Annotated in this window: 28 protein-coding genes; 19 read left to right on the top strand and 9 right to left on the bottom strand. The window is 48.3% G+C overall.

The window, feature by feature from the left end; all coding sequences use genetic code 11:
* The first annotated feature begins 33 nt into the window (after positions 1-33).
* The 5 genes from zinT (at position 34) to HV334_RS14250 (ending at position 2,993) form a co-directional block, all read left to right on the top strand.
* Complete coding sequence (gene zinT, locus HV334_RS14270) at positions 34-645, top strand: metal-binding protein ZinT (RefSeq protein ID WP_230330239.1); 612 nt, start codon at positions 34-36, stop codon at positions 643-645.
* Positions 646-785: 140 nt separating this feature from the next.
* Positions 786-1,424, top strand: coding sequence for a leucine efflux protein LeuE (gene leuE / locus HV334_RS14265; protein WP_016152793.1), 639 nt, complete (start codon positions 786-788; stop codon positions 1,422-1,424).
* Positions 1,425-1,597: 173 nt separating this feature from the next.
* Positions 1,598-1,960, top strand: a complete 363-nt coding sequence (yeaR, locus tag HV334_RS14260) for a DUF1971 domain-containing protein YeaR (protein ID WP_005120376.1) — start codon at positions 1,598-1,600, stop codon at positions 1,958-1,960.
* A complete protein-coding gene (locus HV334_RS14255) occupies positions 1,926-2,129 on the top strand; it encodes a DUF1869 domain-containing protein (protein WP_181221900.1) in 204 nt (67 codons plus the stop codon). The genes yeaR and HV334_RS14255 overlap by 35 nt, the downstream gene beginning before the upstream one ends.
* A gap of 216 nt (positions 2,130-2,345) precedes the next feature.
* Positions 2,346-2,993, top strand: a complete 648-nt coding sequence (locus HV334_RS14250; protein ID WP_053389826.1) for a hypothetical protein — start codon at positions 2,346-2,348, stop codon at positions 2,991-2,993.
* Between the two features lie 49 nt (positions 2,994-3,042).
* Here HV334_RS14250 and fdhF read toward each other — a convergent pair whose 3' ends face one another.
* Positions 3,043-5,190, bottom strand: a complete 2,148-nt coding sequence (gene fdhF / locus HV334_RS14245; protein WP_181220534.1) for a formate dehydrogenase subunit alpha — start codon at positions 5,188-5,190, stop codon at positions 3,043-3,045.
* A 360-nt stretch (positions 5,191-5,550) separates the two neighbouring features.
* Here fdhF and HV334_RS14240 point away from each other — a divergent pair, with 360 nt between their 5' ends.
* Positions 5,551-5,799: a GlsB/YeaQ/YmgE family stress response membrane protein gene (locus HV334_RS14240; protein ID WP_016152796.1), complete on the top strand. Its 249-nt coding sequence runs from the start codon at positions 5,551-5,553 to the stop codon at positions 5,797-5,799.
* 50 nt (positions 5,800-5,849) lie between these two features.
* Here HV334_RS14240 and yoaJ read toward each other — a convergent pair whose 3' ends face one another.
* The 3 genes from yoaJ to HV334_RS14225 are packed head-to-tail and all read right to left on the bottom strand — an operon-like array spanning position 5,850 to position 7,098.
* Positions 5,850-5,924, bottom strand: a complete 75-nt coding sequence (gene yoaJ, locus HV334_RS14235; protein ID WP_101700011.1) for a protein YoaJ — start codon at positions 5,922-5,924, stop codon at positions 5,850-5,852.
* 2 nt (positions 5,925-5,926) lie between these two features.
* Entirely contained in the window at positions 5,927-6,025 is a 99-nt protein-coding gene (locus HV334_RS14230; protein WP_032941789.1) for a YoaK family small membrane protein, read from the bottom strand.
* Positions 6,026-6,072: 47 nt separating this feature from the next.
* Positions 6,073-7,098, bottom strand: coding sequence for a sensor domain-containing diguanylate cyclase (locus HV334_RS14225; RefSeq protein WP_103766195.1), 1,026 nt, complete (start codon positions 7,096-7,098; stop codon positions 6,073-6,075).
* 186 nt (positions 7,099-7,284) lie between these two features.
* Between HV334_RS14225 and HV334_RS14220 the strand changes: the two genes are divergently transcribed.
* On the top strand, positions 7,285-7,533 hold the full coding sequence (locus tag HV334_RS14220; protein WP_094761889.1) for a DUF333 domain-containing protein: 249 nt from the start codon (positions 7,285-7,287) through the stop codon (positions 7,531-7,533).
* A 7-nt stretch (positions 7,534-7,540) separates the two neighbouring features.
* Here the strand turns inward: HV334_RS14220 and HV334_RS14215 are convergent, their stop codons facing one another.
* Complete coding sequence (locus tag HV334_RS14215) at positions 7,541-7,888, bottom strand: DUF488 domain-containing protein (RefSeq protein WP_181220533.1); 348 nt, start codon at positions 7,886-7,888, stop codon at positions 7,541-7,543.
* Between the two features lie 198 nt (positions 7,889-8,086).
* Between HV334_RS14215 and HV334_RS14210 the strand changes: the two genes are divergently transcribed.
* Positions 8,087-8,794, top strand: coding sequence for a CTP synthase (locus HV334_RS14210; protein ID WP_181220532.1), 708 nt, complete (start codon positions 8,087-8,089; stop codon positions 8,792-8,794).
* 37 nt (positions 8,795-8,831) lie between these two features.
* Here the strand turns inward: HV334_RS14210 and HV334_RS14205 are convergent, their stop codons facing one another.
* Positions 8,832-10,019: a CynX/NimT family MFS transporter gene (locus HV334_RS14205; protein ID WP_181220531.1), complete on the bottom strand. Its 1,188-nt coding sequence runs from the start codon at positions 10,017-10,019 to the stop codon at positions 8,832-8,834.
* 99 nt (positions 10,020-10,118) lie between these two features.
* Between HV334_RS14205 and HV334_RS14200 the strand changes: the two genes are divergently transcribed.
* Positions 10,119-10,937 (top strand): helix-turn-helix transcriptional regulator, encoded by an 819-nt coding sequence (locus tag HV334_RS14200; RefSeq protein ID WP_181220530.1) that lies wholly within the window; start codon positions 10,119-10,121, stop codon positions 10,935-10,937.
* Here the strand turns inward: HV334_RS14200 and HV334_RS14195 are convergent.
* From HV334_RS14195 to dgcJ, 3 genes are all read right to left on the bottom strand, one after another.
* Complete coding sequence (locus HV334_RS14195; protein WP_016152803.1) at positions 10,894-11,340, bottom strand: DUF441 domain-containing protein; 447 nt, start codon at positions 11,338-11,340, stop codon at positions 10,894-10,896. The two genes, HV334_RS14200 and HV334_RS14195, sit on opposite strands and share 44 nt — an antisense overlap.
* A gap of 137 nt (positions 11,341-11,477) precedes the next feature.
* Positions 11,478-11,981, bottom strand: a complete 504-nt coding sequence (locus HV334_RS14190) for a YbaK/prolyl-tRNA synthetase associated domain-containing protein (RefSeq protein ID WP_046275927.1) — start codon at positions 11,979-11,981, stop codon at positions 11,478-11,480.
* Positions 11,982-12,025: 44 nt separating this feature from the next.
* Positions 12,026-13,516 (bottom strand): diguanylate cyclase DgcJ, encoded by a 1,491-nt coding sequence (dgcJ, locus tag HV334_RS14185; protein ID WP_016156302.1) that lies wholly within the window; start codon positions 13,514-13,516, stop codon positions 12,026-12,028.
* An 860-nt stretch (positions 13,517-14,376) separates the two neighbouring features.
* Between dgcJ and HV334_RS14180 the strand changes: the two genes are divergently transcribed.
* The 10 genes from HV334_RS14180 (at position 14,377) to HV334_RS14135 (ending at position 23,726) form a co-directional block, all read left to right on the top strand.
* Entirely contained in the window at positions 14,377-14,985 is a 609-nt protein-coding gene (locus HV334_RS14180) for a fimbrial protein (RefSeq protein WP_141875090.1), read from the top strand.
* Positions 14,986-15,050: 65 nt separating this feature from the next.
* Positions 15,051-15,758, top strand: a complete 708-nt coding sequence (locus tag HV334_RS14175; protein WP_047498933.1) for a fimbria/pilus periplasmic chaperone — start codon at positions 15,051-15,053, stop codon at positions 15,756-15,758.
* Between the two features lie 33 nt (positions 15,759-15,791).
* Positions 15,792-18,419, top strand: coding sequence for a fimbria/pilus outer membrane usher protein (locus HV334_RS14170; RefSeq protein WP_049282068.1), 2,628 nt, complete (start codon positions 15,792-15,794; stop codon positions 18,417-18,419).
* A gap of 63 nt (positions 18,420-18,482) precedes the next feature.
* A complete protein-coding gene (locus tag HV334_RS14165; protein ID WP_153690442.1) occupies positions 18,483-19,049 on the top strand; it encodes a hypothetical protein in 567 nt (188 codons plus the stop codon).
* A gap of 15 nt (positions 19,050-19,064) precedes the next feature.
* Positions 19,065-19,643, top strand: a complete 579-nt coding sequence (locus tag HV334_RS14160; protein WP_181220529.1) for a hypothetical protein — start codon at positions 19,065-19,067, stop codon at positions 19,641-19,643.
* Between the two features lie 179 nt (positions 19,644-19,822).
* A complete protein-coding gene (locus tag HV334_RS14155; protein ID WP_047498928.1) occupies positions 19,823-20,389 on the top strand; it encodes a hypothetical protein in 567 nt (188 codons plus the stop codon).
* Between the two features lie 16 nt (positions 20,390-20,405).
* Positions 20,406-21,020, top strand: a complete 615-nt coding sequence (locus tag HV334_RS14150; RefSeq protein ID WP_047498927.1) for a type 1 fimbrial protein — start codon at positions 20,406-20,408, stop codon at positions 21,018-21,020.
* Between the two features lie 92 nt (positions 21,021-21,112).
* A protein-coding gene (locus tag HV334_RS14145) for an IS1-like element IS1B family transposase (RefSeq protein WP_095033700.1) occupies positions 21,113-21,810 on the top strand; the annotation gives its coding sequence in 2 pieces (ribosomal slippage) (positions 21,113-21,362 and positions 21,362-21,810; 699 coding nt in all).
* A 61-nt stretch (positions 21,811-21,871) separates the two neighbouring features.
* On the top strand, positions 21,872-22,477 hold the full coding sequence (locus HV334_RS14140) for a fimbrial protein (RefSeq protein ID WP_047498925.1): 606 nt from the start codon (positions 21,872-21,874) through the stop codon (positions 22,475-22,477).
* Positions 22,470-23,726, top strand: a complete 1,257-nt coding sequence (locus HV334_RS14135; RefSeq protein ID WP_181220528.1) for a fimbrial protein — start codon at positions 22,470-22,472, stop codon at positions 23,724-23,726. Before HV334_RS14140 ends, HV334_RS14135 begins: the two co-directional genes overlap by 8 nt.
* Positions 23,727-23,775: the final 49 nt, after the last annotated feature.

Raw genomic sequence — 23,775 nt, 5'->3', positions numbered from 1 at the left:
ATTCGTTTTAACAAACTGACAATCGCTCTGGGGATGCTTTTGGTCAGTGGGCAGGTTTTGGCCCATGGTCATCATTCCCATGGTGCGCCGATGAGTGAAGCAGAACAAAAGGCGTCGGAAGGGGTATTTGATGATAACCAGGTGCAGAACCGGGCGCTGTCCGACTGGGATGGCATGTGGCAATCTGTCTATCCGTATCTGGTCAGTGGCGAACTTGATCCGGTTTTCAAAAAGAAAGCGGAGAAAGATAAAAGCAAAACGGCAGAACAAATTAAAGCTTATTACCGTACAGGCTATGCAACCAATGTAGACACCATCGGCATCGAAGATGGCGTGATGGAATTTCACACCGGTAATCAGGTCGCATCGTGCAAATACGATTATGCCGGGTATAAAATCTTGCACTATAAATCAGGCAAGAAAGGTGTACGGTATCTGTTTGAGTGTAAAGCCGCTGACAGCAAAGCGCCTAAATACGTGCAATTCAGCGATCATATTATCGCGCCGCGTAAATCGAGCCACTTCCATATCTTTATGGGAAATACCTCGCAGGCTGCCTTGCTTGAGGAGATGGAAAACTGGCCTACCTACTACCCTTATCAGCTGAAGGGCGAAGAAGTAGTGGATGAGATGCTGCACCATTAATCTGGGCTAACCTTATCTGTACACACCCGCCACCAGTGGCGGGTTTTTTTAATTAATAACCTGCTCTTTCCATCACCTGTCGCATTCGTTAGCATATTGTATCGCAGCAAGTGCATGTGTTTTTTCAGGAAGAGGTTAACGTGTTCGCAGAGTATGGAGTTCTGAATTACTGGACGTATCTGGTGGGGGCTATTTTTATCGTGCTGGTACCGGGGCCAAATACGATATTCGTGCTGAAAAACAGCGTCGGTAGGGGAGTAAAGGGGGGGTATCTCGCCGCCAGCGGTGTGTTTATTGGTGATGCCGTGTTGATGTTTTTGGCCTATGCCGGTGTTGCTGCATTGATTAAAACAACGCCCGTTTTGTTCAATATCGTTCGTTATCTTGGCGCTTTCTATTTACTGTATCTTGGCGCGAAGATCCTGTATGCAACACTGAAATCGAAAGCAAGTGACGCCGCGCCTGAGGAAGTCCCGTTTGGCGCTATTTTTAAGCGCGCATTAATCCTGAGCCTGACCAATCCCAAAGCTATTCTGTTTTATGTGTCGTTCTTCGTGCAGTTTATTGATGTCAATGCGCCGCATTCAGGGCTGTCATTCTTTATTCTGGCTATTACGCTTGAGATAGTGAGCTTTTTCTATTTGAGCTTCCTTATTTTCTCCGGCGCGTTTGTGACGCAATATATCCGTACGAAGAAGAAACTGGCCAAAGTGGGTAATTCCCTTATCGGCCTGATTTTCGTTGGTTTTGCCGCCCGTCTGGCCACGCTTCAATCGTGATGCCATCGGCCCGCTGATTGCGGCGGGCCTTTAATATTGCGCTCTGCTTTTCATTTATAATCGTAGGGTTATAACCAATAAATGGTATTTTAAATATATATTTTGAGGCGTACCCTGTGTACAGCAGCGGTTCAATATGACTCGCTGGTTGTCGACTGGAAAAGGGAAGAAAAATGCTTCAAATTCCACAGAATCATATCCATACACGCTCTACGCCATTCTGGAACAAAGAAACGGCGCCTGCCGGAATTTTCGAACGCCACCTTGATAAAGGGACCCGAGCCGGGGTTTATCCTCGACTTTCGGTTATGCAGGGGGCGGTCAAATATCTCGGATACGCAGACGAACACAGTCCGGAGCCAGTAGAGGTGATGATTATTGAAGCCGGTCAGTTTGGCGTTTTTCCACCGGAAAAATGGCATAACATCGAAGTGATGACCGACGACACTTACTTTAATATCGATTTTTTCGTCGCCCCGGAAGTTCTGATGGAGAGTGCAAATCAACGAAAAGTCGTGCGCACCGGCAAGGAGTAAATATACCGTAACCGTGACCAATAACAGCAACGGTGTTTCTGTTGATTATGAAACAGAGGCGCCAATGACATTACTGGTGCCGGATGTGGCAGCAGAAGTGGTCAAAGATCTGGTCAATACCGTGCGTTCGTACGATACCGAAAATGAGCACGAAGTCTGCGGGTGGTAGGCATTAGTCACTGCTACTGATTGAATATATTAGTTTTTAATCTAAAAAATGCACTGCGCTTTGACGGCGCAGTGCATTTTTTTATCTGGGCGAAACAGGGAAATATCCTGAAAGGATTCCTTAAGAATACCTTAAGAGATTCGCATTGATTGCTAATAGTTGATCATTCACAGGGGTTATGATCGCGAAACAGATATAAAACAGAACATCGCGCTTATGAAACTCAATACCCGACTTACATTACCCACAATCATTCTCGGATTAGCCATCGTGGCGATCCCGTTCGCCGCGAACTGGCATCTCCCGCTACTCAACGGTACTGTCGTCAGCTGGATTGAAAATGGCCAGGCGCTATGGCTGCTGTTTGGTGCCATATTTACACTCAGTTACATCAGGCCCTTATCACGTCCCGAAGGCGAGAAGCAATTTTGGCTTTGGGCGGCAGCGTGGTGGCTGGTATTACTGGGCCGAAGCACAAGTTGGGGCCGCGATTATTTTCCTGAGCATCCTAAACTCCTGTTCCGGGCTATCTCAGTGGTATTGATTGCCATGATTATTCTGCCAGTGCTGATTTCGAAGCGCTTACGCCAGGATATTGCCCGTCGCTTGCGCAATGAACCGCTACCTCTGTGGCTGTTAGCGATCACCACCTGTGCATTTTTGATCTCCGATACGGTAGAGCATCATCGTCTGCTGGCTCCCATCTTTCTGCACAATGCTCAGTATGGCGATCTGATTGAAGAACTGTACGAACTACCGTTTATGGCGGGATTGTTTCTGATGAACCTCGGCTTTATGCGGCGGGATAAGCAGGAGGAAGCTGCATCCATCCGCTTCAGTGAACCACTGCTGGCGAAGTCATGAGATAAGGCCTGAGTCTGGAAAGCCAGACTCAGGCGATGATGGCGGTGACTTACGCAATAGCCTCACACAGACGTGACTTCATATCGCTATACGTTTGTGCGGCATATTTTTCTGCCCACCCCTGATCGGTAATGTGCTCAATATTTACGGCGCAATATTTGGTTTCCGGCGTTTTCGAAATAGGATCGAGATTGTCCTGGGTTAACTCGTTACACGCGCCAATCCACCATTGATAGGTCATATAGACCGTTCCGACATTGATGCGCTCGGAGACATCCGCGCGGCTGATGACCTTACCGCGGCGCGAGCTGACCCATACCAGATCGCGATGACGAATACCCATTTTTTCAGCATCATGGGTATTGATTTGCACATACCCTGGCTCGTCTGCCAGTGCTTGCAACGCTGCGCAGTTGCCGGTCATCGAACGGCAGGAGTAGTGCCCAACCTCACGCACGGTACACAGCACCAGCGGATATTGCTCATCAGGAACTTCTGCTGGCGCTCGCCACGGTGCGGCAAACAGTTTGCCTTTGCCATTGGCGGTATCGAACTGGCTGTGCGCGTAAAGGTAGGGCGTACCAGGACTATCGAGATCCGGACATGGCCACTGAACATGACCCATCTCACCCATTTTCTCATAGGTCACGCCGTAGAACAGTGGACACAGCTCGCGCATCTCATCCCAGATTTGCTGGTTATTTTGATACTGCATTGGATAACCCATTTCGCTGGCCAGCAGGCTGATAATCTCCCAGTCACGCTTTACATCACCAGTGGGTTCAATCGCTTTCTCAAAACGCTGGAAACCGCGATCGGCGCAGGTAAAGACGCCACCGTGTTCGCCCCATGAGGTGGCTGGCAGGAGGACATCGGCCATTTCCGCCGTCTTGGTCATGAAGATATCCTGCACGACGATAAAATCGAGCGCGTTAAATCCTTCGCGGACCAGACCCAAATCGGCCTCGGTTTGCAGCGGATCTTCTCCCATGATGTAGTAGGCTTTGATTTTGCCTTCGATAGCCAGTTGCGGAACTTCGGTGATGCGGGTCCCAACCTTGTCATCCATCTGATTAACGTCAATGCCCCATGCGGTGGCAAATTTCTCCCTGACGGCGAAATCGGTTACGTCCTGATACCCTGGAAACTGGTTAGGCAGCACCCCCATATCGCACGCGCCCTGCACGTTATTTTGCCCGCGCACCGGGCCAACACCGACGTTAGGGCGTCCCAGATTTCCGGTCAGCAAGGCCAGGCTCGACAAACCACGAACCACGTCAACGGACTGACCAAACTGGGTGACGCCCATCCCCCACATCACGGTGGCCGATGGCGCCGCGGCAAAAGTACGCATCGCCTGACGAACCTGCTGTGCGGGAACACCGGTTAAATGTTCAACGTCTTCAGGCGCATACTCCTTAACGGTTTCCCAGTATGTTTCCAGTCCTTCCGCATGCTTTTGTACATACTCGCGATCGTAGAGTTGCTCCTCGATGAGAACATGGCCAAACGCGTTGACCAGCGCCATATTGCAACCGTTTTTCAACTGCAAATGTTGGTCAGCGATACGGGCAGTTTCAATACGGCGTGGGTCGCAGACAATGATTTTTGCGCCGTTCTGGCGAGCTTTAATTACCCGGCGGGCCACAATTGGGTGTGAATCGGCACAGTTATAACCAAAGATCAGTAGGCATTTTGAGTTTTCAATGTCGCTGATGGAAGTGCTCATGGCGCCATTGCCTAACGTCTCCTGTAACCCGGCAACGGAAGGGCCGTGACAGACGCGGGCACAGCAATCGACATTGTTGGTATGGAGCACGCCTCGTGCGAATTTTTGCATCACGTAGTTGGTCTCATTCCCAGTTCCACGGGAAGAGCCGGTGGTCATGATGGCACGAGGGCCATAGGTATTTTTGATTTCAGTTAAGCGTTTTGCGGTGTAACGAATGGCTTCATCCCAGCTAACGGGAGTGAATTTTCCACCTTTTTCATAACGGATCATCGGGCGAGTCAGACGGGGAGTCAGAAGGCGTGTGTCGTTAAGAAAGTCCCAACCATAATAGCCTTTCAGGCATAACTGATTTTGGTTCGTTACACCCTCTGCGGCCTCAGCGCGGATGATTTTGTTATTCTCAACAACAAGCTTGAGCTTGCACCCGGCCCCACAGTATGGGCATACACTGGTGATTTTTTTCATCAATAACAGACCTGTTAAATGCTGAAATAGCGCGAATTGTAGACGCAGCCACGCGATACGCATCGCGGACTACGATGTGTCATAGTGACGGGCTGTTTAAGCATAAAGTGTGCCAGAAGTGAAAACCCAGCAATAGCAGGGGCTGACGGCCAAAGCGTTATGCAGAATGACTGACGATTCGACATTAATGACGAGGCGCGACAAAATTTAGTCTGCCGGTCAACGGTGTAACCTTATGAAACATCAGAAAAAGATGAAAAACAGAAGTGATAGCGATCACAAATTTTAATTTTTCAGCGCTATGCTATGCTTTTATACGACGAGTGAATCGTTAATTTAAAAACATAAGTGAGGGAAATTATGGGCATTATTTCATGGGTGGTTTTCGGTCTTATTGCTGGGATTTTGGCAAAATGGATTATGCCGGGTAAAGATGGCGGCGGATTCTTTATGACCATTATCTTAGGGGTTGTGGGTGCAGTAGTGGGTGGCTGGATCAGCACCTTCTTTGGTTTTGGTAAAGTCGATGGTTTCAACTTCGGTAGTTTCGCCGTGGCGGTGATCGGTGCGATTGTGGTGTTGTTTATCTACAGAAAAATCAAAAGCTAAGTAAACATACAGACAATAGAGGCCACTAAAATGTGGCCTTTTTCTTTAGGTCACCACCAGCCGAATTCTGTTCCCAGAACGACGATGATAGCCACACCAATCATAATAAGCGTTGTTTTTTTCATCGTTATGCTCCCGGCGCAGCGTAGCCGCCAATAAAAAACCAGGATAAGAAAACGACAGCGGAAATGAAAATGATGACGGGGAAAATAATACCGAGTCGCATACGATTATCTGCCAGAGTTATTTAAAGACGGGTTAGCATAGCAGGGCTTAATGTACGACAAAAGTGGTTTTATCCTGACGCTTTTTATCCTTGTACATTGCGCTGTCTGCGAGGTGAAGCGCGCAGTTTACATCAGTCTCCAACGGATTAATTTCCACCACGCCCAGACTGGCGCCAGGATAAAATAGATGAATGTCACCCAGGTAGTAGTCACCGCAAATTTGCTGTTGTAGCTGATTTTTCACCTGCTGCAGGCGGTCTCGCGGATCCCTGTCATCTTCCGGTGACAGGCTCACGACTAAAAATTCGTCACCACCCAGTCGGCCAAGGATATCATTGTCACCGCATTCGCGAAGCAGACGCTGACCAATCTGGATCAGAAACTGGTCGCCAACCTCGTGGCCAAAGCGGTCATTGATCAATTTGAAATCATCCAAATCAATATAGGCAAAAATAATCTTCTGCCTGAGATGTCGGGCAAGAGAAAAAAGAGTCTCAACATTTTCAAAAATGGCGCGCCGATTCGGTAATCCGGTCAGGGCATCGGTGTAAGAGTGCGCAATCAGCGCGGCATTCGCTTCGCGTAACTGAGCAACCAGCGACTCTTTTTGAATTGACTGGGCGATCAGGCCTGCAAACAGATGTAACACCTGTTCGCCACGTTGGCTTAATGCGTGCTGGTGGCGACTGGTGGCGCAGAGCGTACCGTAAAACGTTCCGTCGGGAAGATGAACCGGCGTGCTCAGGAAAGTGGTTATCTCCAGCGCGCGGGCGGCGGTACACTCCGGCCAGCGAGCGGGGACGTTGTCGCTGTACAGACAGTTTTCGTCTATGGCGCGTTTGCATAGCGTCTCATCCCAGGGTACGGACAGCCCTTCAGGGATCTGCATCTGCTTGCTATTGCGCGCATACAAAATATGCTGCAGGCGGGCATCTAAATCGACCTTGGTTAAATAGGTGGATTCCATCTCAGTCACCACTTCCAGCATCTCCAGAAGTTGCCGAACCAGGCTCTCAACTGACTGCTCCGTGGCTAAGGATTGTGAGACTCTGGCAAGGATCATGTCCGACATGAGGTGTAAATGCTCCTGAGTAATGACTGGGCTAACGTGGCCCACATGATAGAACATCAAGATGAAAGATGAAACACGCCATCCCGCTCAAAATTTAAACATTAAATTGAAAGCTGGCAGTAAAACATGGAGATAGATGGAAAGTCGGGGTAACCTGCCGGGATAAGGTTTTTAACAGGAGTCGATATGAAACTGGCGTCTATTATTTTGCCCGGCTTGTTGGTGTTAGCGGGATGTACCACTCAGCCCGAAGCCCCCAAACCGCCGAAGATTGGTCTGGCGAATCCGGCATCGGTATATTGTGAACAAAAGGGCGGCTCGCTGATTGCGGTGCAGACCACGCAAGGCGTAAGGTCGGACTGCAAATTACCGGGCGGGGAAGTGATTGATGAATGGGTGCTCTGGCGCAGAGATCATCCGACAACGGGCAAATGAAATCCGGTTAGCATTGACGTATCCATTCAGCCAGCACCAGCGCGTGGTTTTGCTGGGTGTTTTTCGCCGCATACAGTAGCGTTAAGGTTTGCTGTCGGGCAATCTCTGCGAGACGCTTTCCTTCCTGCTGCTGTAGGGAGAGTTCAGCGCGATATTGCTCGGAAAAGTTTGTGAAATCAATCAATTCTGCGTGGAGCGCCTTGCGTAAATCAGATGACGGCGTAAGCGCTTTATTCCATTCGTTAAAAATAAGGTCGGTCTTTTTTACCCCGCGAGGCCACAGCCTGTCGACCAGTACGCGATAACCATCATTTTTTTCTGCTGGGTCATACACGCGTTTACATTGAATTTTCATCTTTTCATCCGCTCCATTAATCCACTGCTTTGATATATTTCGACACCTTTATTACGGTTAAATAAGATCGTAAAACGTGACAATTGTAACATTCTGCCCGTCCTGACTCCCAATTTAAGGGATTGTGATACCAACAAAAAATCGGTAGGCTGAGGCTCCTTATATTGTCCCTCATTGTCTGGACATAAGGAAAGCTTAATGGAAATTTCCCCGTTTAAAGATACGTTTCGCATTGCGCTGGTGGGTGATTACAGCCCTGATATTGTGGCGCATCAGGCCATTCCTCTTGCTATCGATGATGCCGCTGCCGTCCTGGAATTAGTGGCTGATTATGACTGGCTAACCACCTCTGATATTAGCAGCAGTGAAGATCTGATTGGCTATGATGCTATTTGGGTCGTTCCTGGCAGTCCATATCGGCACCTGGAAGGCGCACTGATCGCGATACGCTACGCGCGTGAAAACAGCATCCCATTCCTCGGGACCTGTGGCGGTTTTCAACATGCGATTCTGGAGTATGCCCGCAACGTGCTGGGCTGGAGTGATGCTGCCCATGCGGAAACGGATACCACGGGGCGGATGGTCATCGCACCGTTGACCTGCTCGCTGGTAGAAAAAACGGATGATATTGAACTGAGGGCCAATACGCTGATTGCCAAAGCCTACGGACGGGGTGTTATCTCCGAGGGGTATCACTGCAACTATGGCGTATCGGAAGATTTTGCCGCCGAGCTTGAGAGCGGTGATCTTCGTGTGACTGGCTGGGATGAGGCTGGTGATATCCGTGCCATTGAGCTGGTGACGCATCCTTTTTTTGTCGGCACACTCTTTCAGCATGAACGTGGAGCGCTGGCGGGAAAACCCGTGCCGTTAGTTCAGGCAATGCTGCGCGCTGCGCGAGGATAAAAAAACGGGCAGGTTGTTCCCAAACCTGCCCGCTGCATTATGCGCTTGCGATCTCCCGATTACGCCCTGCGCACAGACCAAACACTGCCATCAGTATCGCTAACACGGCGACCCCAGCTAATGGAATCAGCCAGCTACCATTGAGGTCGTGAATCTTGCCCATCAGCGGTGGCCCACAGGCGGCCAGTAAATACCCGACGGACTGTGCCATGCCGGACAGGGCCGCGGCCTGATGCGCTGAGCTTGCGCGCAGGCCAATAAAGGTCAAACCAAGGATCATCGTGGCGCCTGAGCCAAAGCCAAACAGTATGGTCCACAGCAAAGCCTGCCCGGGCATTACCGCGAATCCCGCTGCGCCGATGGCGCACAGTAACGAAACCAGTGCGGCGATGGCGCGCTGATCCTTAAATCTGTTCAGGACGAGAGGGATCAATAACCCCGGCGCGGCGGTTGCCAGTTGCAGTAAACCATGCAACGAACCGGCCTGCGCTTCGCTGTAGCCGTGGCTGATTAAAATGGCGGGTAGCCAGCCAATGATCACGTAGTAGATAAGTGAATTGATCCCGAGAAACAGCGTCACCTGCCAGGCGAGGCTCGAGCGCCAGATCGCGCGGGAATGCAAAGCGCGCGAGTTGCTCAAACTGGCATTGGCCGTCTGGCGACATTGGGGTAACCAGATAATCAGCGCCAGCAGCGGAAAGACCATCAGTACCATCAGCGCACCGCGCCAGCCAAACCCGTTCAGCGCCAGCGGAACCACAATAGCTGAACCCAGTGCCGCCGCTGCGCCCATAGTCAGCGAGTATGCGCCAGTGAGTTTTGCCACATGCTGAGCAAAATCACGCTTAATCAGCCCAGGTAACAGCACATTTCCCAGCGCGATTCCGCAACCAATGATAGCGGTGCCGCTAAACAGGAAACCTGGCGTGGGCAGAGAACGTATCGCAATACCTGCGCAAATCAGTAGCATTGCGGCAAACAGGCTGCGTTCGATACCCCAACGGCGTGCAACGGCAGCGGCCAGAGGCGATACCAGTGCGAAGGCCAGGAGCGGCAGGGTGGTCAGAAGTCCCGTCTGGGCGGTACTCAGGCCGTAGTCGGTGCGAATTGCATCCAGCAGCGGGGCGGCTCCGGTAAAGGTGACGCGCAGCGTGGTGGCAATCATCAGGATCCCCGCGATCAGCCAGGCTGCGTTTTTGCCGCGGGAGGAAGGCATATTTGTCATTTTTTTCTCATATCGTCAGGCGAGGCGATACTTTAGCGTTTTTACTCAATGGATGAATCAAGCTAAAATGACAGTTTATCGCTAAAAACGGACATTTTTATGTTAGGACTGAGGCTGGATGGGTATGAGCCCGACCTTTACCACGATGCGGCGGTGGCGTTTTGTATACAGGCCCGGGAAGATGAACTCTTCAGTCCGCTGCATCAGCACCGTAAGGGGCAGTTGATTCTGGCCTTGCATGGCGCGATCACCTGTGAGGTTGAAAATGCCATGTGGATGGTGCCTCCACAATATGCGGTATGGATCCCCGGTGCAATTCCACACAGCAACCACGTTACCGTTGGGGCGCAACTGTGCTTTTTGTTTATTGAGCCGCAGGCAGTCGTGATGCCTGAACGCTGCTGCACCCTGAAAATCGCCCCATTATGTCGGGAGCTCATTCTGGCGCTGGCGTCCAAAACGGATGATCAACGGCTGGAGCCGTCTACCCAGCGGCTGACGCAAGTGCTATTTGATGAACTCCCGCAGCAACCGCAGGAGCAAATGCAGTTGCCGGTTTCCGATCACCCGAAAATCCGCAGAATGGTCGCGACGATGGCGCGGGAGCCCGCGCAGTGGCAGACGCTGGGACAGTGGGCCAGCGTATTTGCGATGAGTGAGCGGAACCTCGCCCGTCTGGTCGTTAAAGAAACGGGGTTGAGTTTTCGCCGCTGGCGTCACCAGCTTCAATTGATTCTGGCGCTGCAGGCGCTGATAGATGGCCATAACGTGCAACAGGTTGCGCACATGCTCGGTTACGATTCGACCACGGCATTTATCACCATGTTCAAAAAAGGCCTGGGACAGACGCCAGGCCGTTATCTGGCTGGACTGGCTACTGCTTCCCAACAATCAATGACACCAGACCTGCCGCAATGAGCGGTCCCACCGGCACACCGCGAAATAGCGCCACGCCCAGTACCGTACCCACCAGTAAACCGGCCACAAGCTGAGGCTGGCTACCCATGAGCGTGACACCGCGCCCGCCAAGCCAGGAGACGAATACCCCGATGGCAATAGCGACCAGTGATTTCCAGTTCACAAAGGAGTGGATGAGCGTGGAGGGGGGGAGCGTTCCGCTGGCGATCGGCGCCATGACGCCAATGGTTAGAATTATAATCCCGACAGTCAGGCCCTGTTTTTCTATCCATGGAAAGAAAGTATTCAGAGGGGTAACACGGACAATGATCAGCACCAGAATTGAAACAGCGACAGTGGTGTTGTGGCTGACAAAGCCCAGAGCTGCCAGTCCGAGCAGGATCAGCAGAGTGACATCAAACATCGTAGTTTCCTTGCCAAAAGAAAAAATAAGCCTGCTTACTGTACGCGTAAACGCGTGACGGAACAGGCTTTTTTTAATGATTATGATTTTTTTTGGGCTAATGCACGATGCTACGTTTTTACACCTGACTCGGGCGGCTATTGTACGCGGCGGAACGGGAGTAATTCCGGTTGCGCGATACGCAGGTAATCTGCGGTATCCATAATCACGGATTTTTCCAGCACTCCGGCATTGAACGCAATTTCATTAAAACGCTCAAACAATAGCGGATCGGCGACCAGCTTAAGTTTTGGATGGAAGCTAAACGGTGGGATAGCGCCGAATACGCAACCTGTCAGTGCATCGACTTCCGCCGGGCTGGCAAGTGATGCTCTTAACCCGCCGATATGGCTGGCTAACAGGCTCAGGTCGGCCTGCTGGTCGGCAGAAAGAATCGCCAGGACATGCTGATTAACGCCGTTGCCTTTGACCTTACAAACCAGCGCTTTTGCTCCCTGGCCCAGTGCGGTACCGCGAATTTCAGAAACCGCTTCACATTTGCCGACCGCTTCATGGCTTACCACGCGATACGTCGCGCCTTGTTCTGACAACAGCGAAATTAAACGCTGATGCGTTGCGTTACCTTTGTTCACTTCCGTCATGACTTACTCCTGGTACAACAATGAAAATCCTGTCAGAAAAATGATTACGCATCCGCGCGTTTTTTCTGTTTGTTCAGGTAGAGCTGTGCATCGGATGCTTTGTAGGCATCATCAATGGTGTCGTTTGGCTGCATATTATAAATCCCTGCGGAGAAGCTGATTGCTCTATCTTGCGCAATAATTTGTAAGTTATAGCGAATCCTCTCCAGCAGACGAGGCGTTAATTCAGCGGGGTAATCGATGAGGATAATGCAAAATTCATCCCCACCGAGGCGGATGGCATAGTCGTTTTTGCGAATCGAGGTTTGAATGGCTCTAGCCAGAATGGTGATAATTCGATCGCCTTCCTTATGCCCCAGCGTATCATTAATGACTTTTAGTTTATCGCAATCAATGGCGATAAAGGTCACGAGGGTGCCCGCGTTTACCAACTGCTGTAAACGTTGTTCGAGCGTCGGTGTTAAAATTTTGCGGTTGTAGAGCCCGGTCATCGCGTCACTGATATTTTCACGCGTGACGTTGTGATACAGCCGAAAATGCGTTCTGACCATATTCAGCAACAGTATTGTCGCCAGCAGATAGAAGGCGAATACTTTCCAGGAGGAGACAATAAAGTACATAAAATCAAGCGATAAGGTGATGCGTATACCGCCGGGCATGTCCTCCTGGTAGTGAACATAGCTAAACAGGTTGTTCTCACTTTGGTGAACGAGTATCTCTTTACCTGAGTTGATGTCCGAAAGCGTCACGTTAAGATAGCGCCAGACGAGAGGGCGGTCGCTGGTATAGAAAATATTCTTTAAATTCTCTTTGTTGATATCCACCATCACCACGCCTTTTAACTTACCGGCATAGTAGACCGGTGTTAAAAAGCTCATCACTTTTTTCTCGGTCAGGTTATCTTCATAAATACGGGAGATTACCGTGCGGCCAGTGAATATACCGTCAATATCATTCTGGTTGATACCCAGGTTTCCTTTTTGCAAAAACGACCAGTTGTGTATCGCAAATTTCCGCGAGTCGACCAGATCAAAGAAATAGACGTAGTTATTTTTGAGATCGACGTAATATCGAAATTTATACTCCTGCATACCTAACCCATGACCGTAATCTTTCTGCTCACGATTAACGTTTACCGCCCGGTCAAAAGAGGGCAGTAGAAATATGTCTTCAAGTTTCTCGCTACATTTTGTGGTGGGGGTTTGCAACGTACCGTGTAATGGTAGGTAGTTATGCTGGGTGAGGTTGAGCCCATGAGTGCCGTTAACGCTGTCGAAAGCGTTGCAAAGTGCTTTTTGTTGCTCGATAGAAGCGGGTACCTGGGGGGATGAAAATGTGCGCATCAGATGGGCTGCAATACTTTGATTAGTATACTTATCATAGAGAAACGATGAGTCGGCTTTCTCATTGATATAGCGCATGTACGCATTCATTGCTTTATCGCTGGCAATGAGCTCATAAACTAAAAAAGAAAACGTCAAAACAACGACGCTGACGGAGATAAAGAGCCTGAGCGCTTTATGATGCAATTGCATAATGATGTACAGCCCTGTAAGTCTGATACTTCAGTCTATCACACGCTATACATCAGCTCTAACGCTGCTGGGAAGGGCATTTTGTAATAAAAATCATTCGCGTGTGTTCTTAGTCAGCCAGGGCAAAACCCGTCAGCGTCCGGGGGCGTTGAAGCAACAGAGTGTTTACCATGCTGATACGGGCATAAAGATGGGCAGAAGTTATCACTAAGGTCGCTGATAACAACGTTATCTATAAAAGCCGAGAGGCAGATTGCTTGCAATGGAGAGTCAGACATCCAGTGACTCGTTTATTGTTCTGGGTTGGGAGGAATATAACGGCGGTGGTTATTGTTCCTAATGTATATGTTTTATTAATGATAAGGTAAATAAGTTGCGACAATAAAATTGTTTTCAAATATCTTATATTGTAATTGTATCAATATTTTTTTTAAATTCATCTCGTGAATTTATTCATGAGATCGATTGATCTTGGATTTATTCCTAAAAATAGAGTGTATTTCATCTATTGATGTCATAGGTTTTTCTATTTATAAATTATATTATGTTTTCTTTAACTAATTGTTTTAACTTATTATTTTATTTTTTGTGTGACTTTTTTTCTATGTTTTAAGTGAATTTTAAATACGGTCTGTGAATGCTTTCATATATATTTTGTAGCGTGTCAATTGGTTGCAATTTACATCCATTAATATAATAATGTGCTCACGGCGTTACCCTTAATAATCTTTGCTACTGTTTTTGATCTACACCGCTATTGCGGGCTGCAGTGGAACTAAAATGTGGTGCTTTTGTATACGCCAGCATAATGCACGGTAAGTATTAGTTATATTTTTTGTAAATAAATGGAGTTATGAATTATGTGTCGTTCAATTATTAAAATTGCTCAGGTTGCTGCATTGGTTGCAGGTGGTTTAAGTGCGGTGAATGCGATGGCGGCTGATGGCCAGATTCGTATTAATGGCGAAGTCATTAACAAAACGTGTGCTGTGGCGATCAACGGTGCACCGACTTCTACTTTGCTGCAGATTGATCCGATTGCTGCTGTGGATATGACGGATTCTGTTGCGATCGCGAATGGTACCAATATGAATGCTTCTCGAGATATGCGTACTGTAAATATCACTCTGGAAGGCTGCGTGATGCCAGCCGGTAAAACCGGTGTTGCGGTTAGCTTTGATTCTACTGGTTATGCGGATTCAGGCACCAGCACCTATCGTAACGTCCTGCTGGACTCCGTCAATACCATGGATACTGCTGCTAAAGGCGTGCAGATTGGCTTCACTAAAGACACTGACGCTACCAAAACACTGGCGATGGGTCCAAATACTGTAGATCCAGCGGATTATAAAAGTACAGAGACGAATGCCCAGACCTACAGTTTTAACACTCGTTATGTCCAGACGGGTACAGATGTTGTCGCTGGTGATATCGAAACGGTAGCTACCTTCAGCGTAGTTTACCAGTAATTATTGATTAAGACTGAGGCGGCAGTTTTTATTGCCGCCTTATTTTTCAGAGAGTAATAAATTAAATGTCCATCAAATATTTATCTGCAATTATGGCCGCGACTTTGGCCTTCAGTTCGTCTGTATGGGCCGATGTCGTCATTAATACCACGCGTGTGATTTATAAAGAAGCAGCCAAAGAAGTTAACGTTCGCCTGACCAATGAGGGGCCGCGTCCACTGCTGGTGCAGTCATGGTTGGATGATGGTCGTGCAACGGAATCGCCGGAAAATATCGATCTGCCATTTATGTTAACACCTCCGGTGTCACGTATTGATGCGAAGAAAGGCCAGACGCTGCGTATTTCTAAAATGGACGCCAGTTTGCCGAAAGATCGTGAAAGTATTTATTATCTGAACGTGTTAGAGGTTCCGCCAAAAGCAAAAGGTGAGGCTGCTGGCAATAATAAATTACAACTGGCGTTTCGTACTCGGATTAAGATGTTTTATCGCCCAGATGCTTTACCCGTAAAACCACAAGATGCGGCAGGTAAGGTTGAATGGCGTGCGGAAAATGGCACATTAGTTGCAAAAAATAACTCCCCTTATTATCTGACCTTCAACATGATGAAAGTCGGTAATAATTCGGCGAAGCCAGGAATGGTTGCACCTTTTGCAACGGAAAAGTTCACATTTGATAACAAAACGTTTAAAGCAGCTGTAGGAACCAATCTGACGTATAGCTATATTTCGGATTATGGTAACGATGTAGAGGGTACTGCTGTTATCAAATAGTATTTTTTCACGATGGAACGTTCGGGTTTTTCTATGGATATGTTAATTAGCGATCGTTTTCGTTTGTCGAGTATTGCTAGCACATTTATTTTATTGAATGTTGTCGGGACAGCGAATGCTACTGAAACCCCTGCACAAAATAGTGTTTCGCCTGCATCATCAGTAGAAAATTCTAATGTGCAGGGAAAAGAAGAAAATAAAGAAAGTGAGGAAATCGGTACTGAAGATGAAGAGGTAGAATTTAGTAATATCTTTTTATCTAATCAGCCAATAGACGTTAGCCGTTTTTCCAAAGGAAACCCTGTTACCGCCGGGAAGCATTACGCAACCGTTGTACTTAACGAGCGCGAAATGGGTAAGTTTGAAATTCAGTTTGATGAAAACCCAAAAGATCCGTTACGTGCAATTCCTTGCCTGAGCCTGAAAGAATTGGCGAATTTTGGTGTTGATCCTGGTGCCATTAATGTTTCTGGCGCAGAGGCGGAAAGCTGCATTTCGCTGAAAATCCTGATCCCCCAGGCTAAATGGAAAATGGATATCAACGATCAGCGTTTTATGCTGAATATTCCACAGGCCATGGTACTGGCAACACGTCCTGATGAAGTGCCGGATACGCTCTGGGATGACGGCGTTAACGCGGCGTTTGTCGGTTATAACACCAGTTATTATCGTTCAAGTTACAGTGGGGTTAGCTCTGATAGCGCTTGGGTCGGCCTTGATGGTGGACTGAATTTACTGGGCTGGCGCGTCCGTGTCCGTGGCGACGCGAACTACACAAAAGACAGTGGAACAACGTTCGACAGTTCGAACCTGTACGTGGAACACGATGTCGCGCCGCTGAAGTCACGGCTACGGGTCGGTGAGATCTATAGCAGCAGCACCTTTTTTGATGGGTTTCCATTACGCGGCGTGACGCTGAGCAGCGACACGCGAATGCTGCCAGACTCCCTGAACAGCTTCCGTCCGGTTATTCGTGGGGTTGCGGAGTCGAATGCGAAAATTATTATCAGCCAGGCTGGCACTAAAATATTAGAAACAACCGTGCCGCCGGGAGCATTTTCGATTGACGATTATAATCCGATCAGCTCCAGCGAACAGCTTGACGTTACGATTCAGGAGGCGGACGGTCGGACGCGTCAGTTGATTATACCTTTCAATGGCAGTGGGCAGCTGCTTTACCCAGGGGTCAGCCTTTATTCGCTGGCGGTGGGGGAATATAACGGATCGAGCAGCGCAGAGAAACCTGTTGTCACCCAGGGAACCTGGCAATATGGTCTGAATAATTATCTGTCTTTATATACCGGTGCTGAATATATGTCGGGCTACTACTCTGCTCTCGGCGGGGTGGCGCTGAATACGCCGATTGGTGCAGTCTCAATAGACTTGACACAGTCGCATTTGTCAGCGGAAGAAGGCAGTCGGGAAGGGCAGAGTGTGGGGATTAAATACAACAGTTTTATCTCCTCGACAAATACCAGTTTCAATATTGCGGCTTACCGTTATTCGACAAAAGATTTCTATACGCTGAGTGAGGCAGTGGATCGACTATCGGAAACCGACTGGATGGACCTGGAGGATCGCCTTAAGTCACAGGTACAACTCAACGTCAACCAGTCGCTGGAAAATGGATGGGGCTCATTTTATTCTTCAGCGATGCTATCAGAGTATTGGCGTTCAGGGCGCAAAGAGAAAAGTTATCAGTTGGGTTACAGCAACTCTCTGGGACAAGTCAGCTATAGCGTTTCCGTTAACCGTTACTACACTGACGGTAATGAGAAAGACGATCAGGTTTATTTGTCGTTTTCTATACCGCTTGGCGATCGTTCCGGTGATAAAGCGCCGCTGTTTGATTATTTGAACACCAGTTATACCCGAAGCAGCAAGGGAGACAGTAATTTATCGACCTCGACCTCGGGTTATAACCAGGATGCAGGCATGAACTATGGCGTCAACGCAAGTTATCGCCGCAACGGCTACGACGATAATAAGATTGAGAATATTGGGGCGAATGCCTCCTGGGATACCCGTTACGGTAGCTGGGGGGGGAACATATCTGCCGATACAGAGAACAGCCGTCAGATGTCTGTGAACGGCAGCGGTGGGGTTTTAATTCACAAGGGCGGCGTAACTTTCGGACGAACCATTAACGGTGACACGCCTGTTGCATTGATTGAGGCGAAAGGTGCGAAGGGCGCACTGGCGATGGGTGATAGGGCTGCGCGAATTAACAGTGCCGGGTATGCCTATGTTTCTAGCCTGTCACCTTACCGCTTTAATGATGTGAGTATCGATCCATCGAAAATGGAACAGGATACCGAATTAAAAGAGACATCGACGAAAGTTGTTCCGCGTGCAGGGGCTATTATTTATGTTCCTTTCGCTACGGACGATCGTCGCTCGGTATTTTTCCGTCTTAGTTTGAAAAATGGTAAAAATATTCCTCTGGGGTCTGAGATATTTAATGAAAATAATGAGGTCGTGGGCACGGTTGGACAAGGTGGTCGTGCCTTTACTCGAGGAATAGAGCAGTCCGGGACGTTATCTGTTATCTGGGGCGATAACACCGAAGAACAGTGTCGGTTTAATTATCAGTTACCTGAAACGACTCAGGAAGATATCAACAGTAAGACGTTGTCTGTCGATAACGTAATCTGTGATTAATAACATCATCGTTAAGTTAAGCCACATCAGCATTGATGTCTTTAATTAAAAAAGGAGTTTTTAGTGAATAAATTCAAATTAAAAGGGAAATCAGTATTCATTACGGGTTCCCTGTGTGCGGTGATGCTGAGTGGTTCTGCACTGGCTGAACGAGTCGACTTTACGGCAAGTACCCACATTAATCGTGGTACCTGTACCCTGAGTTCAGGGACTGAAGGGCTGGTATATGATTTTGGCGAGGTGACACCTGTTGTGGCATTTGCCGGGACAAGGAACATTGAGCAGTCATTTAATCTGCAAAACTGTGTTGCTGTCAACAACATATCCGTTTCTCTGAGTTCTTCCAGTACGGTCAATATCGCCTCCGGGACTTATCAGGGGAAATGGGTTGCACCGGCTACCGGTGGCGCGACAGGTGTGGCGTTTAAGACCGAAGTAAAAAATGGTGCAACGGGGACATATTATTCGCTGCAGGCTGATAACAACACGCTGGATACTGGCGAGCAAAAATTTTCACCACAGTGGAGCGTTTATATCAAAACAACTATCGTTCCGACAGTTAGCGCGTATTCGGCTATGGTTTCAGGCTCTCTGAGCTCTGCCGCTGTTTTAAATATTACTTATCTGTAAGGGGAGCGGCGACCAATGAAAAAACTTATTTCTGCAATGTTACTTTGCGCACCGCTTTCCGCTCTGGCGGCTGATGCAACGGTTGATTTAACCTTTAAAGGAACGCTGACCGCACCAACCTGTACGGCTTCTTTTACTGGTTCTAGTGGTGTGGATATTGCGTTTGGCAGCCTCAATGCATCTGATATCGTGGGGAAAGCGGAAGGGACGATTGTTCCAGCTGCGCCAGTCAAAAACGTCTCTCTGAAGTTCTCTGGCTGTAATAGTATCACTAATATTAAAGTCAATTTTGTTGGTGCATCCACTTCAGGTTATGGCTTTGTCCGTAAAGCGGTAAATTTCCGTGATACCAGTGATAGAGAGTCAGGTCTGGGGGTCGCATTACTCAAAAATGCCGACTCTACCTCGACTGATGATGCGGTTTACGTTAGTGCGGACAAAGCGGGTGAACCGACCGTTTTGTCACTGGCGACCCTGGCCAAAACGGGCGAAGTTTATACCTGGCCGCTGTATGCCAAAATGGTAGTGACTAAAAACTCACTGCTTAAAGATTCTGCCGCTGTTAATACGCAACAGTGCGGGAAAAGATCTTAAAGCAGATGTTTACGCAAATATTGTTTATGACTAATACCCGCTAGCGGGGTTGTGCAACACACTCTTTCAAATGCGGCGCGGGTGTTCGCCTTATAACACTCTTGTCGTATGAGGGGCAGGATATTTTCTGCCAAATTATTTGAGAGTAAAAAACTCTCTAAAATTAAAAAGGAATGATTATGAATAAGCATTTGGCGGGTAGGAAAGCCGCACTTATTTCAGGTTTGCTGTGCGCAGCGATGCTGAGTGGTTCCGCACTGGCGGAACGAGTCGACTTTACGGCAAGCACCCATATTAATCGTGGTACCTGTACCCTGAGTACGGGGACTGAAGGGTTGGTATATGATTTTGGCGAGGTGACGCCTGTTGTGGCATTTGCCGGGACAAGGAATATTGAGCAGTCATTCAAACTGAATAACTGTGTCGCTGTAAACAACATGACCCTTTCTTTGAGTTCCACCAGTACTACTGATATTGCCGCTGGTGCCTATAAAGGTAAATGGGTTATCCCTGCCACCGGTGGTGCGACAGGTGTGGCGTTCAAGACCGAGGTGAAAGACGATTCAACGGGGACCTATTATCCGATGCAGGCAGATAACCAAACGGTGAATACTGGCACAGATAAATTTGCGCCACAACGGAGTGTTTATATTAAGTCCACTATCGTGCCGACCGTTGCAGCGTATAGCAACATGGTTTCAGGTTCTCTGAACTCCACCGCTGTTGTAAATATTACTTATCAGTAAGAAAGGGACGCTTACAATGAAAAAAATTATCTCTGCGGTTCTGTTTTGCGCACCGCTTTCTGCTCTGGCAGCAGATGCAACTGTTGATTTAACGTTCAAAGGAACGCTGACCCAGCCAACCTGTAGTGCTGCATTTACCGGTATGGCGGGGGGGACAGATATTGCTTTTGGTAACATCAACGCATCCGATATTGTGGGCAAAGCAGACAATACTGTTATTACAGCAGCTCCGGTAAAAGATGTGTCCATACAATTGACGGGTTGTGGTGGCGGTATTACCCGTGTTTCACTAGATTTTGTCGGTACAGCACTTTCAGGGTATGGTTTTAACGGTACCGCGGCGTCTTTCGTGGATCCGCTTAATGCTAATGCATTATCTGGCCTTGGTTTTGCCATTTTCAAAGATCAAACAACAACATCGAATCTTGAAGCCATTAGCATGAAAGCTGGCGAATTAGAACATTTCGAGCTTGCCAACCTGACCAAGACAGGTGAAACCTATAAATTACCGCTGTATGCCAAAATGGTAGTGACTAAAAACGCACTGCTTAACACTTCTGCCGCTGTCAATACCAACAGTGCGGGTAAAGATCTTAGCGCATCTGCTTATGTAAATATTGCTTACGAGTAATACCGATAAAAGCGCGCGGTAGCGTGTATGCCGTGCGGGTGATGCTGCCAACTTACTGATTTAGTGTATGATGGTGTTTTTGAGGTGCTCCAGTGGCTTCTGTTTCTATCAGCTGTCCCTCCTGTTCAGCTACTGACGGGGTGGTGCGTAACGGCAAAAGCACTGCCGGACATCAGCGCTATCTCTGCTCTCACTGCCGTAAAACATGGCAACTGCAGTTCACTTACACCGCTTCTCAACCCGGTACGCACCAGAAAATCATTGATATGGCCATGAATGGCGTTGGATGCCGGGCAACCGCCCGCATTATGGGCGTTGGCCTCAACACGATTTTCCGCCATTTAAAAAACTCAGGCCGCAGTCGGTAACCTCGCGCATACAGCCGGGCAGTGACGTCATCGTCTGCGCGGAAATGGACGAACAGTGGGGATACGTCGGGGCTAAATCGCGCCAGCGCTGGCTGTTTTACGCGTATGACAGGCTCCGGAAGACGGTTGTTGCGCACGTATTCGGTGAACGCACTATGGCGACGCTGGGGCGTCTTATGAGCCTGCTGTCACCCTTTGACGTGGTGATATGGATGACGGATGGCTGGCCGCTGTATGAATCCCGCCTGAAGGGAAAGCTGCACGTAATCAGCAAGCGATATACGCAGCGAATTGAGCGGCATAACCTGAATCTGAGGCAGCACCTGGCACGGCTGGGACGGAAGTCGCTGTCGTTCTCAAAATCGGTGGAGCTGCATGACAAAGTCATCGGGCATTATCTGAACATAAAACACTATCAATAAGTTGGAGTCATTACCTGCCGTGCGCTTTTTAATCTGATATGAATATTCTGGAGCGTTTACCGTGAGTGAGTTGATAATGAAAAGAAAGGGAATTATTTCATTAGCCTTTCTGATGACACCTTACTTTATGCCTGGGAATGCTGTCGCGGCGGACGGTATTATTGCTGACGGTAGTGGGTATGGCTTAAATTTTGGCGGTGAACTAATTCAAACAACCTGCGATGTCCGTTTCAATAGTGATGTATTGTTTTTATCACCCATCGGTGTAGGGGAATTTTCAGAACAACGGCTCTCTTCCCTGAGTAAAAATTTTTCGTTGATAGTTGAAAACTGTATATTGTCTCCGATAACCGCGTCGAACATTCGCATTAGCTTCGATGCGTTGGCGAGTAATGGTAAAGCCGCGCCCGGCATATTTACCAATCAGGCCGTCGACGGTTCTGGTCAACGTATTGATAACGGCGTGGGCTTTGCGGTATTTGACCAGCGGGATAATCAGAACGTGTTAGATAATACGGGTCAGAGTCGCCTTCTGACGTATCCGATTACCCCTCAGGCTCCGTTGGCGACACCGCGTGATTATTATGTCAGATATATGCAAGCGGGAACCGCAATCACCGCCGGGCAGGTGACAGCCACATTGCTAGTGAGTGCATTTTATGATTAAGTTGATTAGATCAAAACTACGTAGTTGTCACTATTCTTTACTGATACCCGCAGTCTGTTTATATATTGTTTCAGAAAATGCCTCTGCGGTAACAGCCTCTGCAACCCTAAATGGGGGAGTGCCAAATGTTAACTACACCATGCAGGTGGATAAGCTTTTTACCGGCACTGTCGGCTCGCTGGCCGAGCAGACAGAATTTAGTTCCCCTTCAGGTGCTATGAATTGGAGATTTCCGAACAAAACTAATACGTTGAATATTTTCGGCCCTCAGGTTTTTAAAGTTGATTTCACAAGTGCAGTAGACACGTCCAGTACCACAACGTTTGGCGGTATTAAATATTATAAGGTAAGTACAGACGTAGGGAGTAACATTCCTCTCTATGTCGCTATTAGACAAGGTATCTACGACAATACAGCAGACGCCATGAGTTACTATTTTGTACCCTATCTGGAACATAATAACTCGGTGACGGAGATACAGACCATGAGTAGTTACTCCGATTGTGTAAACACGTGGACCAATACAGAAGATCCTTATACTTGTAGTCTTACTATTGATATCAATCAAAATGGTACAGTTTCCGGGCGTAATGGTACGATCTATTTTTATATGCCTAAAATACCGACCAATGATATAACGTTCACCGGTATAGAGATTGCCAGGGGCAAGATCCATTCAGCGTATTCAACTGATAGCTGGTCCGCTGCCCGCGATTATTCGAAAAGTGTTGTTGGTAGCCAAGGCTATGACTATTTTCACTTTTTTTTATCGGGTACTTTGAGGATGGATCAGTCCTGCCAAATTAGTAATGGTCCCGTCGTTCTGGAAGTGCCTCTGGGTAACATCGTCAGTTCGACGTTTACGACGAAAGGGGGAAAACCATCGGGGTATACGCCAAAACCCACAGTCCTGACATTTTCCTGTAAACGAGACATTGGCGATACCTACGGTGCGATGAAATGGTCAATTTCACCGACCTCAGCCAGCAGTGGTTCAGGGCTGGATGGCGTGCTGGTCGCGAAACCCAGCAATGGGAACACCATTGATGGGGTGGGGGTGAAAATCACCAGCGATTCTTCAGGAAATACGCCTGTTAAGCTAGGTGGTGATAATTTGCAAGGAGCAGAGGTCATTGGCAATAAGGCAATGGCGACGTTTTATGCCTACCCGACGATGACGACATATACCAAGCCATCTGGTGGTGGCGATTTTAACGCGACGGCTACCGTAACCTTTGAAGTTCCCTGAGTGAATTCTGACAATCCCAGCGTCTGCTGGGATTGTCGTTTATCAGGAT

The organism is Citrobacter sp. RHBSTW-00944 (genome assembly GCF_013615435.1).
In the GTDB taxonomy this organism is placed as follows: domain Bacteria; phylum Pseudomonadota; class Gammaproteobacteria; order Enterobacterales; family Enterobacteriaceae; genus Citrobacter; species Citrobacter braakii.
This window is presented reverse-complemented; position numbering and strand designations above follow the sequence as displayed.